Origin of the sequence: Psychroflexus planctonicus (genome assembly GCF_014640195.1) — a bacterium.
Taxonomy (GTDB): Bacteria; Bacteroidota; Bacteroidia; order Flavobacteriales; family Flavobacteriaceae; genus Psychroflexus; species Psychroflexus planctonicus.
The window spans coordinates 247,673-264,292 of sequence record NZ_BMGM01000003.1 but is presented as its reverse complement, the minus strand read 5'-3'; the positions used below and the strand labels follow the sequence as shown (position 1 = coordinate 264,292).

The 16,620-nt window shown below is 31.9% G+C and carries 11 protein-coding genes; 9 read left to right on the top strand and 2 right to left on the bottom strand.

All coding sequences use genetic code 11. From position 1 onward, the window contains the following. Positions 1–3: 3 nt before the first annotated feature. The gene (locus IEV72_RS04690; RefSeq protein WP_188457936.1) at positions 4–1,209 is read left to right on the top strand and encodes an aspartate aminotransferase family protein; all 1,206 of its coding nucleotides are present in this window, start codon (positions 4–6) and stop codon (positions 1,207–1,209) included. An 80-nt stretch (positions 1,210–1,289) separates the two neighbouring features. Next, positions 1,290–2,705 (top strand): tetratricopeptide repeat protein, encoded by a 1,416-nt coding sequence (locus IEV72_RS04685; protein WP_188457935.1) that lies wholly within the window; start codon positions 1,290–1,292, stop codon positions 2,703–2,705. Positions 2,706–2,948: 243 nt separating this feature from the next. Here IEV72_RS04685 and IEV72_RS04680 read toward each other — a convergent pair whose 3' ends face one another. Continuing rightward, the gene (locus IEV72_RS04680; RefSeq protein ID WP_188457934.1) at positions 2,949–3,623 is read right to left on the bottom strand and encodes a class I SAM-dependent methyltransferase; all 675 of its coding nucleotides are present in this window, start codon (positions 3,621–3,623) and stop codon (positions 2,949–2,951) included. A gap of 3 nt (positions 3,624–3,626) precedes the next feature. Then, positions 3,627–5,744 carry a DUF349 domain-containing protein gene (locus IEV72_RS04675; protein WP_188457984.1) on the bottom strand — a complete coding sequence of 706 codons (2,118 nt, stop codon included), beginning with the start codon at positions 5,742–5,744 and terminating at the stop codon, positions 3,627–3,629. Positions 5,745–6,003: 259 nt separating this feature from the next. Here IEV72_RS04675 and IEV72_RS04670 point away from each other — a divergent pair, with 259 nt between their 5' ends. From IEV72_RS04670 to IEV72_RS04640, 7 genes are all read left to right on the top strand, one after another. Next, positions 6,004–7,023 (top strand): sensor histidine kinase, encoded by a 1,020-nt coding sequence (locus tag IEV72_RS04670; protein WP_188457933.1) that lies wholly within the window; start codon positions 6,004–6,006, stop codon positions 7,021–7,023. Between the two features lie 3 nt (positions 7,024–7,026). Beyond that, positions 7,027–7,785, top strand: a complete 759-nt coding sequence (locus IEV72_RS04665; RefSeq protein WP_188457932.1) for a LytR/AlgR family response regulator transcription factor — start codon at positions 7,027–7,029, stop codon at positions 7,783–7,785. Between the two features lie 637 nt (positions 7,786–8,422). After that, entirely contained in the window at positions 8,423–9,106 is a 684-nt protein-coding gene (locus IEV72_RS04660) for an aspartate/glutamate racemase family protein (RefSeq protein ID WP_188457931.1), read from the top strand. A gap of 158 nt (positions 9,107–9,264) precedes the next feature. Beyond that, positions 9,265–10,521, top strand: a complete 1,257-nt coding sequence (locus IEV72_RS04655) for an NAD(P)/FAD-dependent oxidoreductase (protein WP_188457930.1) — start codon at positions 9,265–9,267, stop codon at positions 10,519–10,521. Between the two features lie 607 nt (positions 10,522–11,128). Next, entirely contained in the window at positions 11,129–14,233 is a 3,105-nt protein-coding gene (locus IEV72_RS04650) for a VCBS repeat-containing protein (protein ID WP_188457983.1), read from the top strand. Between the two features lie 28 nt (positions 14,234–14,261). Beyond that, the gene (locus tag IEV72_RS04645) at positions 14,262–15,605 is read left to right on the top strand and encodes a vanadium-dependent haloperoxidase (protein WP_188457929.1); all 1,344 of its coding nucleotides are present in this window, start codon (positions 14,262–14,264) and stop codon (positions 15,603–15,605) included. Between the two features lie 76 nt (positions 15,606–15,681). Continuing rightward, positions 15,682–16,545 (top strand): hypothetical protein, encoded by an 864-nt coding sequence (locus IEV72_RS04640; RefSeq protein WP_188457928.1) that lies wholly within the window; start codon positions 15,682–15,684, stop codon positions 16,543–16,545. The last annotated feature ends 75 nt before the right edge of the window (positions 16,546–16,620 follow it).

Here is a 16,620-nt window from a genome sequence, read left to right as displayed (position 1 = left end):
CTGATGAAAGCAGATTTTTTCACATATCAAGCGCAGACTACACCACATCCATTAGCCATGGAAGTAGATTTTGCAGAAGGAAGTTTTGTATACACTACAGACGGCAAAAAACACTTGGATTTTGTGGCCGGAGTTTCTGCTTGCGGATTAGGACACCGAAACCCAAAAGTGGTTAACGCAGTAAAAGAGCAAATAGATAAGTATTGGCACGTTATGGTTTATGGCGAATACATTCAGCAACCTGCGGTAGAATTTACCAAATTATTGGCACATCATTTACCTAAAAATTTACAGAAAACCTACTTGGTTAACAGTGGAACTGAAGCCATAGACGGAGCGATGAAATTAGCGCGAAGAGCAACTGGCAGAAGTCAAATAATCGCTGCTAAAAATGCCTATCATGGCAATTCTTATGGTGCTTTAAGTTTGATGGACAACCAAGAACGCACCGAAGTGTTTAAACCTTTAGTTGGAGATATTACTCATCTTGAATTTAACCAAACTTCTTGTTTGCAGCAAATAACCAACAAAACGGCAGCTGTTGTGTTAGAAACCATTCAAGGTGGTGCTGGGTTTATTGAACCAACAAATAATTACTTGCAAAAAGTAAAACAACGCTGTGAAGAAGTGGACGCTTTGCTTATTTTAGATGAAATTCAGCCTGGATTTGGCAGAACGGGTAAACTCTTTGGTTTTGAACATTACAATATTGTTCCAGATATTTTAGTGATAGGAAAAGGAATGGCATCAGGTTTGCCTGTAGGTGCTTTTATAGCTTCAACTGAAATGATGGATTTACTTAGCGATAAACCCAAATTAGGACATATAACCACATTTGGTGGAAATCCAGTTATTGCGGCGGCAGCTTTAGCTACACTGAAAGAATTAACCACGTCAAACATTATTGATCTAATTCCAAAAAAAGAGCAGCTTTTTAGACGACTTTTACAGCATGAACTCATCAAAGAAATTCGTGGCAAAGGATTGATGTTAGCCCTTATTTTTGAAGATGCAGAAATAGCTAATCAATTGGTTTTGATGGCTAAAGAAAAAGAATTGATTTTGTTTTGGTTATTGTTTGAAAAGCGAGCAGTTCGAATTTCGCCACCATTAACCATTACCGAAGAAGAAATAAAGTTAGGTTGTTCCATTATTTTGGAATGCTTAATTGAAATAAAAACAGCAAAACAGAGTTCAATTGTTAATTAAATTGTTGAAAACTGTTTTCATAAACTTAAAAAAGTATTCATTTTGCTAGTACATTAGCTAATGAAACCTAAATTGCACATATGAATTTTGGTAACCACGAAGAATTTGAATTTCCTATTCAAAAGTTTGAGCACATGCTCAAGACCAACGAAGTCCTATTTTTTGATACCCAAGACTTTGAAAATATCATATCTTACTATTTAGATATGGGTAAAATTGGATTGGCTAAAAAGGCCATGAAAATTGGATTGGAACAGCATCCCAATACCCCAACTCTTTTATTGTTGAAAGCAGATTTACTCATGTTTGAAGAAAAACATGATGAATCTTTAGAATTGCTGAATGAATTGAAAGAATTGGAACCCACAAACGATGAAGTTTTTGTTCTCATTGCCAATGTGTATTCCAAACAAGACAATCACCTAGCTTCCATATCAAATTTAAAACAAGCAGCCGCATTAACCGATGATGCTGAAGATATTTACCATTTAATTGGAATGGAATATTTAATGCTGGAATTATACGAAGAAGCAAAAGAGAACTTCATTAAAAGTTTAAGTGAAGATTTTGATGATTACGCTACTTTATACAACATTGTGTATTGTTTTGAATTTTTAGATCAACGCGAAGAAGCAAAAGTTTTTTTGAATAAATTTATAGACGAAAACCCGTATTGCCAGATTGCATGGCATCAATTGGGTTTGTTATATGCTGAAGAAAACGAATTAGTTGAAGCTTTAGACTGTTTTGAATATGCCATTATTTCAGATGAATATTTTGTAGGTGCTTATTTAGAGAAAGCCAAGATTTTAGAAAAAATGAAACGTTTTCCTGAAGCGGTAGAATTGTACCAAGTTACACTTCAAATTGATGATCCAACTGCTTTTGCTTACTACAGAATGGGCAAGTGTTACCAAAAAATGGGAGACACTAATAATGCATTGCGTTCCTTTAAGAAAGCGGTTCATGAAGATCCGTTAATGGATAGAAGCTGGTTGGCTTTAACCGAATTTTTCATTGAACAAAACAACTTTGAAAAAGCCTTACATTACATCAATAAAGCCTTGCACATCGATGAAGAAAATGAATTGTATTGGAAAAAATACGCCTTAATTTGTTCCAAATTGGGATTAAAAAAAGAAGTTTCTACAGCACACGGGAAAATCAATGATATTCGCCAATTTGATCTTTCTTTTTACACTTCGCATACCGATTTGATGGTTTCTGAAGGTTTATGGGATGAAGCCGAAGAAATTGCTATTGAAGGTTTAATCTTCTTTCAAAACAATCATGAACTTTTGTACCGTTTGGCTGCTATTCAATTGCACTTAGGGAAATCTCTAGAAGCTTTAGATCATTTTAGAGAAGCTTTTTCAGCATCGCCAGCCTACATAGAATTAATGCCGATTATTTTTCCTGACATTACACAAACAAAAGCCTATAAAGCAGTTTTAGGAATCTTAGGAGTAGATGATGACGATCTGCAAAATTTTTGATAGTTAGGAGTTCTAACAAAAGCTAAATTTTATTGTTCTCAAATTTAGTTAAAATTTCGCACTTTAGTTCATCCGCTTTAGTTTCTAAAAGCTTATTAAGCGCCACGAATACACGAATAAATGTGGTTTGTACTTTATCCATTAGTGTATTGGTGGCAAAACAGACTTTCAGTTTGCAATCAAACCTATGGACTTTAAGCACATAGTGATTGAGTTTACTCAACAAAACATAAATAATGAGACTTAATTAGTCAGCACAAAAAACTTATCTTGGATTTCTAATTGTTTAAACTCAAATGTTTCAGCTATGTAATGCAGTGTTTTTGCACTATAGAAAAAACAATGTGTAGGATCGTTTTTGTACCACCATTTTCTAAAATCTTCTGCGTCTAAGGCTTCGTAAAGCAATTCTGTTTTTCCGTAGAATTTCCCATTTGGGTCAAGTAGTTTTTTAATTCTTTCGAATTCCTTTTTTGGGTTGCTAAAATGTTCGACTACTTCGCAGCAAATTATAAATTGATAGGTTTGGCTTAGTAATTCATCATTAGGATAAAAGTAAGGATCATAGAGTTTGATGTTTTTAAAGCCGTTTTCTTTTAGTACATGCGTTATCACTGGTCCAGGGCCACATCCGTAATCTAGACCAATAGCATTTGTATTCTGATCTTTAATAATCTGTTCAGAAACAGGCGATACAAATTTTTGGTAGCGTTCATCTTCCACATCATTGTTGTGCATAGCATAACGACGTTCTTCTTCTTGAAAAGCTAATAATTCTTTTTTATCTAAATGAATTGAAGCGCAATTTGAGCAAGCATAGTAATTTCGGTTACCTAGTTTGGTTTCAAATGTCAAAAAATAGTCCGCTTCGTTTTCACAAAGCGGACATTTAGAAGTTTGCAAATTTACATTTGCCATAGCTTATAATTCATTAATTTTTTTCAACTTGGTTTTCCACATTTCCAGCTCTTCTCTATAACGTTCAATTTTATCCATTACTTCTTTTACTAACGGATTAGACTCATCTTTGGAGCTAAAAAACTGTAAATTATTTTCAAACTGATTGATGTTTTCTTTGGTTTCATCAATCTTCTTGCGTAAGAAAAAGACTTCCCGATTTACATCTCTGTCAGAGCCTTCATCTAAATCTTGTAAGCGTGTTTCGTATTTAAGCAATTCTGCTTTTTGTCGTTCAACACCAATTTTCTTAAAAAGTTGATCTAAAGCTCTATTGAATTTACCTTCAATATACCGCTTGTTTTGGGGGACAGAACCAATTTCGCTCCAGGTTTTTATAAACTCCTTTAAAGTTTTTAAATCAGCTTCTTTATCGTCTTTTAATTTGGTAGACTTCAGTTTGTTGATCAAGTCTTTTTTAGCTACAAAGGCTTTAAATTCTTCGTCTAAGTCTTCATTTTTCTGTGCATGTAAACGGTCGAAGTAATGGTTGCAAGCTTTCTTAAATTTCTTCCAAATTTTGTCGCTATCCTTTCTGGGTACGTGACCAATTTCTTTCCACTGATCCTGGATTTTTTTCATCAGCGGCGTAACCGTATCAAAATCTTCACTGTCTTTGTTTTCTTCAGCAATTTTAATTAATTCTTGCTTTTTCTCAAGATTCTCAAATTGTTCGCGTTTTAAATTTTTGTAAAACGCATTTTTCTTTCTATTGAAGCTTCTTGTGTTTTTCTTAAACGCATCCCAAACATCGTCCATATCTTTGCGTGGTACTTTCCCAGCTTTAAAGAATATTTCACGAAGCTTTTCAATGTGCTTCATTTTAGTTTGCGCATCTTGATGTGAAGTTACTTCTTGATCTGCAATTTTTCTAATTTCTTCAATTACATCATTTTTTACAGCTAAGTTTTTTTCACGCTCTTTGTCTAATTCATCAAAATAAGCTTGTCTTTTATCATGAATAACTTGTGTTGCTTTGCTGAATTTTTCCCAAATGTCTTCGCGATATTCTCTAGCTACAGGACCTAATTCTTCTTTCCACATTTTATGAAGCAACTGCAACTCTCTAAAAGCACGATTCATATCGTCTTCATTGGCAAGCTCTTCTGCACGGGAAATCAGTTTTAATTTTTGATCTAAATTGTGTTTAAAATCCATGTCTCTGAACTCTCGGTCCAGATGCAAAAAGTCATAAAAACGCTCTACATGAAAATGGTAATTTTGCCAAACCTGCTTGTAATCAGATTTAGGTACAGAACCTGCATTTTTCCAACGTTCTTGTAAATCTTTGAACTGTTTAAAAGTAGAATTCATGCTCTCGCCAGAGCCAATCATGTTTTTTAATTCTTCTATAATAGAAAGGCGTTCGTTTAAATTTTGGTTGAGGTTCTTTTTTAATTGGCTGTAGTAATTATCTCTCTTTTCTCGATAGTCGAAATAAATGGAGTTGAATTTCTTTTTGACAGGAGATGCGTACTGAAAGTCTATTATATTTCCGCCTTCTTCAATAAAAGCTTCTTTCTTTTCTTCTACTATTTCATTGAATTTTTTATCAAATTCAATTTTTATATTGGTAACATGGTCGCGAATGGCTTGAATTTTCTCTTTGCTTAGTAGGCTTTCTAATTCAATAACCAATTCGTCTAAAGACATGCTTTCGTAATCTTTCATCTCAATGCCGTGGCGTTGCGATACATCTTCGTCTTCTGCATCTTCTGCGTTGGCTTCATCAAGTTCGTCTTCTACTTTTTTATCTTCTTCCTTTTTTTCAGAAGCTTCACTTCTTTCATTTACTTGCTCAGTTTCAACAGATGTTTCAGCTTCTTCTTGATTTTCTTCAACTTGAACTTCTTTATTTTCAGCTTGGTCTACAACTTTGTTTTCATCAGAAACAACTTCTTTTTCTGTTGCATCTTCCACATTTTTATCAACTGCAGAATCTGTTTTATCTTTTTGATTTTCAGAAGTTTCTTCTACATTCTTTTCTGCTAAATCCTTTTTGGGTTCAGGGGATTTGGCAGATTTTTCTTCCTTTCGATTTGTTTCTTCTTGACGTAAATCTTTGTTTGCTTCTTCAGACATTTTTTTCAATGTTAAGGTTCCTAATAAAAGTTGAAATATAATAACTTGATGCATACTACACAACAAATTTAAAATTATGTAGTCAAGTAGCATTTAGGGAATAAAGTTTATTCCAAAATTTGTTTTTTAATGATGGTAATATTCTTAATTAAGGTTGATTTTTAGAAATAGCACAACTCATCCTTAAAATACAACAAGTCAGTACAAATGATTTTCTATTTTAGTCTATTCGAAGCATTTTGCCTTCAAATTAAAAATTATGAAACGAAAATTAATTATTTACTTAATTATTACGGTTGGTATCGCGTTATTAATTCACTTTATCAATTTCATGGCCATGGGATTTGATCAAGAATTTTTATGGCAGTGGAAGCAGATTCTAATTAACTACAGTTATGCAGTAATTATTGGTGTAGCTAATATTATCTATTTTTACTTTTTAAACACAAAAAATTCTTGGGAGAAACATCCAAAACAAATGATATTTATGGGTGTTATTGGTTCTGTAGTGATATCTACACTTTCTTTTTTTTTAGCAAGGGTTTTTCATATTGTGGTAATAGAAGGCTATAGCTTTGCAAATTTTTTAAGGATTGAGCACATTCAGAATTATATTTTTTCTATGCTCATTGCATTTTTAATCACACTTATTTTTCATTTATTTTATTTTTACAAAGCTTTGCAAGAATCTAAAATCAGGGAGCAACAAGTTATTTCTTCAGAAAAATCTGCAAGATTGAAGGCTTTAAAAGACCAATTGGATCCACATTTTTTATTCAATAGTTTAAATGTATTGACATCTTTAATTGAAGAATCTCCTGAAAAAGCTCAAGATTTTACAACAGGACTTTCAAAAATATACCGTTATGTCTTGGATCAAAAAGAAAAAGAAAAAATTGCTTTAGTGGAAGAAATCAATTTTGCCGAAACCTATGTAAACCTATTAAAAATGCGTTTTGAAGACAGTATTTCTGTTGACTTTAAAACAGCAACAAATACAGCATATTACTTGGTGCCGCTTTCGTTGCAATTGGTTTTAGAAAACGCCGTAAAGCATAATAAAATTAGTGCTACACAAATTCTTCATTTACGAATTTATATTGCAGATGAAATGTTGGTAGTAGAAAATTCTTATCAGCCCAAAAAGCAGCTTTCTAAGCGAAAAGGTGTTGGTTTAAAAAATATTGAAAGTCGTTACCAATTGTTTACTAATCGAAAAGTAAAAGTGGAGCAAAAAGGAAGTACTTTTCAAGTACATTTACCTTTATTAAGCAATTAAGTTATGGAAAAATTAAGCTGTGTAATTGTTGAAGATGAAAAGCCAGCCGCGAGAAGGCTAGCTAGATTGCTAGTTGATAATTCTTTGGATTGTAAAACTCAACTTCATGATGTAAAATCTGCGGTTAGTTGGTTTCAGCACAATCCTGCTCCAGATTTAATTTTTTTAGACATTCAATTAAGCGACGGTTTGTCTTTTGAAATTTTTGAAGAAGTAGCTATTTCTTGTCCAATTATTTTTACCACTGCTTATGATGAATACGCCTTGCGAGCTTTTAAATTAAACAGTATTGACTACTTATTGAAACCCATTGACAAAGAAGAATTGAGTTTTGCCATAAGAAAATTCAGACAGCAAAAATTAAGTAATAAAATAGATTTGAATAAGTTGCAGGATTTCTTGAATAATCAAGTTAATTCCAGAGCGTATAAAGAACGTTTTTCTGTTGTAGTAGGTCGCAATTTAAAAAGCATTACAACAGATGAAATCGCTCTTTTTTACAGTAGTAACAAAGCTTCATATGTGTTACATGCAGAAGGTAGATCCTATGTTGTAGATTATTCCTTAGATCAGTTAGAAGCTTATTTAAACCCCAAGGAATTTTTCAGAATCAGCAGAAAGTTTATTGTGAAGCATTCCGCAATTAAGCAAATTATCAGTTATTCTAATTCGCGTTTAAAAGTTGAATTGTTCACTGCTTTTGATGAATTATTAATAGTGAGTAGGGAACGCGTTAAAGACTTTAAAGTTTGGTTGGGTTAGAATGCTTTAATTTATTACTTGGATGTAGATTTAAAAATATAATTACCAGTTTTGTATTTTGAGTTAAAATAGATAGCACAATGTCAGCTTACTTGTAGCATTCAGGTCTGCCTTTTCACTCAGACAGGATTAAGCCTTAGAAAATTTTTTAATCTAAACTATGTATCATCTTCTTCCCTTCCATTGATGAAAGGCTAAGAAATGGGTATAAACTAACATACTAAAACACCCTTTGCCTTTCGGCATTTCCCTTGTAGGGAAAAAATTTCAATCAAACTTATTCATTAATAGTAAAACCAGTAAACCTTTTTGATAATATCAGAAAATAGACAAATTAAATAAAAATGTCATTGGTATTGATTTTTTGATAAAAAAATCGTTTTGAGAACCAATTCATATCCAAAAATTCTTATTCTTGATACTCCCGATACTTCGGGATCACTATTTTAAACGTTAAATTCATTCGATTTGACAGAATGTTATCAAAATGCACAACGGGTCATAATTATATATATTTAAAAAACAGCAAAAAAACTATCTAAAGCTATAATTTGTGTGGTGCAATGAAAACCAACTTTCCTGATTAAACTCATTTTGCAATCAATTAAAAAAAAGTAACTTGAACAAAAATAGTAGTATGAAGACTTTAGGACTTATAGGTGGTACTTCTTGGCATTCTACAATTGAATATTATAGAGAAATCAACACCCAAGTAAGTAAAGAAATTGGCAGCGCTTCTAATCCAGAGCTTTTGTTGTATTCTATCAATATCGATATTATGCGAAAGCAAGTTCTAAACGATATACAACAAAAATATTTAGAAGTATCTCAAAAACTCATTAAAGCAGGAGCAGAAGCAATTTTGATTTGTGCTAATACACCGCACATGGCAGCTGATTTTGTTCAGCCAAAAATAAATGTACCAATTTTACATATTGCTGATGCAACAGCAGAAGAAGCCAAAAAAATGGGATATAAAAAACTGGGCCTATTAGGAAACAAACCTACTATGACTAAGGCTTTTTTAAAAGATAGAATAGCCGAAAAGCATGATTTACAAGTTTGTATACCAGATGAAAAGGAAGTACAACAATCACATTACTTTGTTTCTAAAGAATTAACTCAAGGTAAATTTACACAGGAAGCCAAAGATTTTTATGTGAAGCAAATTATAGCATTTAAAAATAGGGGAGTAGATGCTGTAATTTTAGGATGTACCGAACTTCCCATTTTGTTGAAAGATGTTCAAACGGAGCTACCTGTATTATCAACAACAGATTTACATATTCAAATGGCAACTAATTTTATTATGAATACTTAAAAATAAAATATTCATTAATAGCATTTCTTTCTTTTGGCTTTCGTAATTTAAACATCAATAAATTACAAAATCTCTAAGCTTTAACATTTTATGTAACTAAAGTTACAAATTTCAATCATTTCAACTTCTATATTTGGTCAATTTATAAATTTATAGAGATGAAACCAAATTATCAAGTACTCATAATTGGAGCAGGAACAGCAGGAATAATGACGGCTGCACAATTATTGAAAAAAAATCAGAAGTTAAGTATAGGAATAATTGATCCAAAAGATACTCATTACTATCAACCTGCTTGGACGCTTGTCGGGGCGGGAACTTACAATTTTAAAGATACCGGTAAACCAATAAAAGAATTAATTCCTAATGGTGCTGATTGGATACAAGATTATGCAACTGCTTTTAAAGCTGATGAAAACATACTTGTAACTCAAAAAAGTGGAGAAATTTCTTATGAATATTTAATAGTAGCACCGGGATTAGTAATGGCTCCAGAAAAAATTGAAGGTTTAAAAGATGCGCTAGGAAAAGGGGTAGTTTGTAGTAATTATACCGATCCGAAACATACTTGGGAAGTGCTTCAAAACTTTAAAGATGGAAATGCTATTTTTACACAGCCTACAACACCTATAAAATGCGGCGGAGCTCCACAGAAAATTGCATATTTAGCTGCAGATTATTTTAAGAAAAATAAAATTGATGCTCGTGTTGTTTTTGCTACTCCAGGTTCCGTTTTATTTGGAGTTAAGCCTATTAGAGATACCTTAACGCGAGTAGTAGAGCGTTACGGAATACACTTCAAACCTTTTTATGCTCCTAAAAAAGTTGATGCTGATAAAAAGATAATCACCTTTCAATATGTTGGAGACGATGAAAACCAATGTGTAACCAATGAGAGTAAAGAAATTGGAGAGAAAATTTCTGGTATCACCAATATTGAAGTTCCTTTTGATATGCTTCATTTGGCTCCACCACAAGCTCCACCCAAGTTTGTGTCAGATTCTAATTTAGTTAATGAAGATGGTTGGTTAGATGTAAACATTAACTCGCTACAGCATAATACGTATCCTAATATTTTCGGATTAGGCGATGTGGCTGCTTTACCAACTGCAAAAACTGGAGCAGCAATTAGAAAACAAGTGCCTGTAGTAGTAGAAAATGTAATGTTTATGATGAATAATAAACCTGCCAACAATAAAAGTTACAAAGGATATTCGTCTTGCCCATTAGTTACTGGCTACGGAAAAATGGCTCTAGCAGAGTTTGATTATGAAGGCAATTTTACTCCCGACCCTAAACTTAAACAAATGTTGGTCTTTAATTCTGCTAAAGAACACTGGCGCTTGTGGATGCTTAAAAAATACGGGTTGCCTTATCTTTACTGGAATAAAATGATGAAGGGAGAAAACGTGTAATAAATGAAACTAAAAAGCAAAATTGATATAAGTTGATTTTGCTTTTTTTATATCATAATTAGTCAGTGTCTTAAGTGAATTGAAATATAATGCGTTCCTGCTTTTAATACTTCTAAGTTTAATAAAGCTTTTGATATAAGGATTAGAACACGTCGTAGTGTTATCATATTACAAAAATCTTAATTTTATAATTTGCATATCCTTATTTTTAATTCACATAAATTTAACTAATTTAATATATCTGAAGTTAATCAAATCTTAATTTATGTTCATTAGTAATTCATTAAATGGCTAACTTTAAGTTGTTCAGCAACAAAATTTTATTATGTTGAGTCTAAGGTGATGAGAAATATCCGAAAACAGTTAAATAATATTGCCGTAAATTATTAAAAATATTGTTAATGTTTAGGTGTGATGCTTGACTTAAATTTTTAAATTTGTCTTAAAATATTACATTATCAAAGCACAAATTTGCCTTAAACTGTTAATTACTCTTATTCTTTTCGGTTGTGCCGACGAGAATAAAGAACAAAATATACCCGTTCAAAAGAAAAATTACTTGTTTAATGACCTACCTGCAGAACAGAGTGGTTTATTTTTTAGTAACATGGTTTATGAAGATTTAGAGCACAGCATCATTAATTATATTTATTATTACAATGGTGGCGGTGTAGCTACAGGTGATATTAATGGTGATGGATTACCTGATTTGTTTTTTGTGTCTAATATGGGTGACAATAAACTTTTTTTAAATAAAGGGAATTTAAATTTTAAAGATATTTCAGAAAAAGCTGAGATTAGCGGAAATTCAAGTTGGAACACTGGAGTTACAATGGTAGATATCAATAATGATGGTTTACTTGATATTTATGTCTGTGCTGTTTCAGGACTATTAGACTTTACAGGCCATAACGAGCTTTTCATCAATAACGGAGATGGTACATTTACAGAAGATGCTAAATCCTACGGACTTGATTTTAAAGGTTATTCAACTCAAGCATATTTTTTTGATTACGACAAAGATGGAGATTTAGATGTGTACATTGTAAATCATGCTGTGCACACCAATTTATCTCATGGAAAAGCAGAGTTAAGGAATAACAGAGTTCCAAACGTAGGAGATGTTTTATTAAAAAATGACAATGGTAAGTTTATAGATGTAAGCAAATCAGCTAACATTTTTGGAGGTGTTAACGGTTATGGTTTAAGTGCAAGTATAGCCGATTTTAATAACGATGGCTGGGATGATATTTATGTTTGTAATGATTTTCATGAAGACGATTACTATTACATCAACAACCAAGATGGTACTTTTTCTGAACGCTTAGGTGAAGCATTTACAACTATTAGTAGGTTTTCTATGGGAAGCGATGCCGCAGATATAAATAAAGACGGATTCCAAGACCTGATTACATTAGACATGCTTCCAAAAGAAGAAAAACTTTTGAAAGAAACAGAAGGAGATGATGCTATGTTCAACATGCAAGCTTACCTTAAAAAACTAGGTTATAAAGATCAGTTTTCTAGAAATATGCTTCAAGTCAATCACAATGGTGATTATTTTAGTGAAGAAGCACTTTATCATCAAATAGCAGATACAGATTGGAGTTGGGCTGCTTTATTTGCAGACTACAATAACGATATGCATCAAGATTTATTTATTTCTAATGGAATTCTCAGAAGACCAAATAGTTTAGACTTTAAAAAATACGTTTCAAGTGCATTTAAAGGAAGAAGTGAAAATGAAGGTCTTAAGTGGTTATTCAATTCAATAGATCAAATGCCGAGTGGTAATGTGGCAAATGAAATTTTTCAAGGAAATTCTGAAACATTTACAAATCAAACAGGAACCTGGATTAAAAATGAGCCACAGCTTTCTAATGGAGCTATTTATGTAGATTTAGATTTGGATGGAGATTTAGATTTAGTAACCAATAACTTCAATAAAAACGCTTCTATTTTTGAAAATACAACAAACAAAAAATCCAATTACATCAACTTAAAATTTAGCTATACTGCAAAAAATAAAGAAGGAATTGGTGCCAAAGCAAGCGTTTACTCTGGTGGGACTTCACAATTTAAACAACTATTTAAGTCCAGAGGCTTTTTGTCTTCAGTTGAAGGAAAATTACATTTTGGATTAGGTACAAATACATCTGTAGATTCAATTCAAGTAATTTGGCCAAATAATGAAGTGGTTACACTCAAACAACCAACAATAAACTCTACAGTTACTATTGATTATAAAAAAGGAGAATCTTTTTTTAATTACCAAGATGAAACAGAACAAAACAGGATGTTCACTAAAACAAATCGTATAGATTTTGTGCATAAAGAAGATAACTATAATGATTTTGCCGAAGAAAAACTTATTCCATATCAAGTTTCTACCTTAGGACCCGCTTTTGCAATTGGAGATGTAAATAATAATGGTTACCAAGACCTTTTTATAGGTAGTGCGGCAGGGAAACCCGCACAATTACTAATAAACAATGGAGTGAGTTTTCAAGTTTCTGAACAACCAGAATTTGAAGAAGACTTTAAATTTGAAGACAATTCAGCTGTATTTTTAGATGTAGATAAGGATGGAGACTTAGATTTATACGTAGCATCTGGAGCCAATGAAGATGCTAATTTTAGAAATGATAGATTGTACGTAAATGAAAATGGAAAATACATTAAAAGCCAAGGCTTAATACCTGATAATAATCTAATTACTACTTCTATTGCTGTTTATGATTATGATAATGATGGAGATCAAGATATATTTGTAGGTAATTATGCTGAGCTAGGTAATTTTGGCAAAATGGTAGATTCCTATATTTTAGTCAATCACAGTAACGGTAGTTTTACAAAAGACAAAAACTTTAAACTTCAATCTAAAGTTACAGATGCTCAATGGCATGATGTAAACGGAAATGGACAAAAAGATTTAATTATTACTACAGAATGGGATAGACCTTATGTTTACATGAATTCTAATGGAAATCTATCAGAGATGAATCTGCCAGAAGAACTCAACGGACTTTGGCAAACTTCAATGTTATTTGATATAGATGAAGATGGCGACCAAGATTTACTCTTAGGAAATTGGGGCTTAAATACAAAATTCAACCTTTATTTTGATGGACCATTAAAAATGTTTCATTCAGATTTTGATAATAATGGGAAGGAAGAAAGTATTTTAGCATATAATAGAAATGGAAAATATTATCCATTAAATTCCAAAGACGAGCTTTCGGCTCAAATGAATATCATCAGTAAGCGATTTGTAGACCATAAAAGCTTTGCTAGCAAAACAATTGAAGAGGTAGTTACAAAAGATGCAATTTCTAATGCAGACCAGTTTACAGTTGAAGAATTAGCTTCCGGATATTTACTAAATGAAAATGGACAATTCACCAAATTTGTTCCATTTCCAAAAGATTTTCAATTAGCACCTATCAATAGTTTTTTAGAAATGGAAGTAGACCAACAAAAACATTTTATACTCGGTGGTAATTCAAATAAAATGAATACATATCATGGTAAGTATGTTTCTTTAAAAGGTTTATTAGTAAAAAATAAAAATGAATACAATTGGATTTCCGAATTAGGAATAGATCCTTTTCATTCCCAAATTAAAAAAATGGAAACAATACAAATGAAAGACTTTAACTTACTAATTATCATATCAAATAATGATGAAGTCAAATCCTATTCTTACAAGTAGGTATTTGTTTTGATGAATTTTAAGCACTATGAAAATTAATTTTTCCATTTCAATATTTCTTTTTTTAAGCTTACTAGCTTGTCAAGAAAACAAACAGTCTATTAAAATAGAGAGAGAGCATTATCATCATGCAATAGATAAACTTACTGAAGTTATGGTGCATGATATTTTTTCTCCTCCTGTAGCTAGTAGAATTTACGTTTATCCAAATATTGCAGCTTACCAGACCTTTAGTGATAAAAGTGAAAAATATTTTCCGCTTACAAATCAACTAAACGGCTTACAAAATTACGAGGCAATTCCAGTTCAAGCCCAGTTAAATTTAAATTTAGCATCATTAATTGCGTATATCAATGTTTCTAGTGAGTTAGTTTTTTCTAAAGAAATAATCACCAACTATCGAGACAGTTTATATCTAGAATGGAAGAAAATCAATCCTGTTGAATTTGAAGTATCCAAAAAACATGGTATTCAAGTGGCTGAGCAAATTATCAATTGGATGCAAATGGACGGTTATGTTGAAACGCGAAATATGCCAGACTATAATATATTTTCTGAAGATCCATCTGTTTGGCAACCTACACCACCGGCTTATATGAAAGGAATTGAACCACATTGGAATAAACTTAGACCTTTTGTTTTAGATTCAGCTTCACAATTTAAGCCTGTGCCACCTCCTGAGTTTTCACTAGAACCGGGTTCTAAATTTTATAAAGAGTTAATTTCGGTTTATAATATCAATAATACAATTAGAGGAGCAGGAGATGAAAGTGAAGAAATAGCTATCGCTAGATTTTGGGATTGTAATCCCTTTGTTTCAGTGAATAAAGGGCATTTTATGTTTGCTGATAAAAAAATATCACCTGGTGCACATTGGGTAGGTATTTGTAAAATTGCATGTAATGAAACAGAAGCCGATTTTAAAAAATCGGTTTATGCGCAAACTAAAACTTCAATTGCTATTGCAGATGCTTTTATAAGTTGTTGGGATGAAAAATACCGCAGTAATTTAGTAAGGCCAGAAACACTCATTACCAAATATATAGATTCTGAATGGCTGCCTATTTTACAAACACCACCATTTCCAGAATATACAAGCGGTCATTCTGTTGTTTCCAACTCAGCAGCAGAAGTCCTAACAGATATGTTTGGAGAAAACTTTGGTTTTTTAGATACTACAGAAATTCCTTATGGCTTGCCTTCCAGAAAATTCAATTCTTTTAAGGATGCAGCAAATGAAGCCGCAAGAAGTAGAGTATACGGAGGAATACATTACGATTCAGCTGTATTTGAAGGAATTACTCAAGGATCTAATATAGGCAAATTGGTTAACGAAAAAATTGACTTCTTAAATACAAATGCTAAACCATAAATAGATTTGTAACTTTCTTTCATCTTTATAAGTTGCCTACCATTTTAAATTGAAAAACTAACTTTAAATTAAATAAATGAAATCCAGATTATATGTTTTTATAGGCTTTATAATTTTATTTTTGAGTTGTAATGATATAAAACAAACTGAAGAAAAGGTAGAAACGAAAAAAGTTGACTATCCATCATACGATTTAATTAGTGAAAATGAAAGTATTACAGTTGAGTCATTTGATTCTACTGTGGTAGATATAAATAAATACAATCATAATAATATTGTGTATAAAGTAGGAGCTGAGTTTGTTTATGAATATCAACATATAACAAAGGAAAATAAAATTCAGTACTTTAAAAAAGCACCTAACGATAGTCGAATTTGGCACTTTGTAGATTCTGATTCTATTGATACTTCAACTATTAAAACAGTGAAAATATCTGTTGCAGATGGAAACCCAATGTCCAATCATATACCTGATTATAATCAAACCTGTGTAAAATATAGTTTTGATGATGAAATAACAAATTCAATGTCTGGGGTTATAGAAAATGAAGCAAATGTATGGATTCATCCACCTCGAAGTAATTATTTCAAAATACTTGAATTAAACCCATTTCCATATATAAAAGCTCCATATGAAATTGGGAATGAATGGGATTGGAGTTTACAAATCGGAGATTCTTGGGCTGATGCGCGTTGGAAAATGTGGGAAGGTTCTATCGAGAACAAATGCAAATATGAAATTATTGATAAAATAAAATTGGAAACTAAACTAGGAGAATTTGCGTGTTATGTAATTAAATCGACTGCAAAAAGTAGAATCGGACAAACAGAATTAACAGCGTTTTTCAACGAAAAATTTGGATTTGTAAAACTGAATTACACAAATATCGACGGCACTAAAACAAATCTAGAACTTATAGAAAAGAGACAGTACTTGTAATCGGTAAAGTTAAAACACTTGAAAAAATGCTGATATTTGTGCTGAACCTGCCTGCCGTAGTCAGGAGATGAGAGT

Coding starts and splice junctions, on each gene's coding strand:
- IEV72_RS04690 (WP_188457936.1), top strand. CDS start 4: ATGAAAGCAGATTTTTTCACATATCAAGCGCAGACTACACCACATCCA.
- IEV72_RS04685 (WP_188457935.1), top strand. CDS start 1,290: ATGAATTTTGGTAACCACGAAGAATTTGAATTTCCTATTCAAAAGTTT.
- IEV72_RS04680 (WP_188457934.1), bottom strand. CDS start 3,623: ATGGCAAATGTAAATTTGCAAACTTCTAAATGTCCGCTTTGTGAAAAC.
- IEV72_RS04675 (WP_188457984.1), bottom strand. CDS start 5,744: ATGTCTGAAGAAGCAAACAAAGATTTACGTCAAGAAGAAACAAATCGA.
- IEV72_RS04670 (WP_188457933.1), top strand. CDS start 6,004: ATGAAACGAAAATTAATTATTTACTTAATTATTACGGTTGGTATCGCG.
- IEV72_RS04665 (WP_188457932.1), top strand. CDS start 7,027: ATGGAAAAATTAAGCTGTGTAATTGTTGAAGATGAAAAGCCAGCCGCG.
- IEV72_RS04660 (WP_188457931.1), top strand. CDS start 8,423: ATGAAGACTTTAGGACTTATAGGTGGTACTTCTTGGCATTCTACAATT.
- IEV72_RS04655 (WP_188457930.1), top strand. CDS start 9,265: ATGAAACCAAATTATCAAGTACTCATAATTGGAGCAGGAACAGCAGGA.
- IEV72_RS04650 (WP_188457983.1), top strand. CDS start 11,129: ATGGTTTATGAAGATTTAGAGCACAGCATCATTAATTATATTTATTAT.
- IEV72_RS04645 (WP_188457929.1), top strand. CDS start 14,262: ATGAAAATTAATTTTTCCATTTCAATATTTCTTTTTTTAAGCTTACTA.
- IEV72_RS04640 (WP_188457928.1), top strand. CDS start 15,682: ATGAAATCCAGATTATATGTTTTTATAGGCTTTATAATTTTATTTTTG.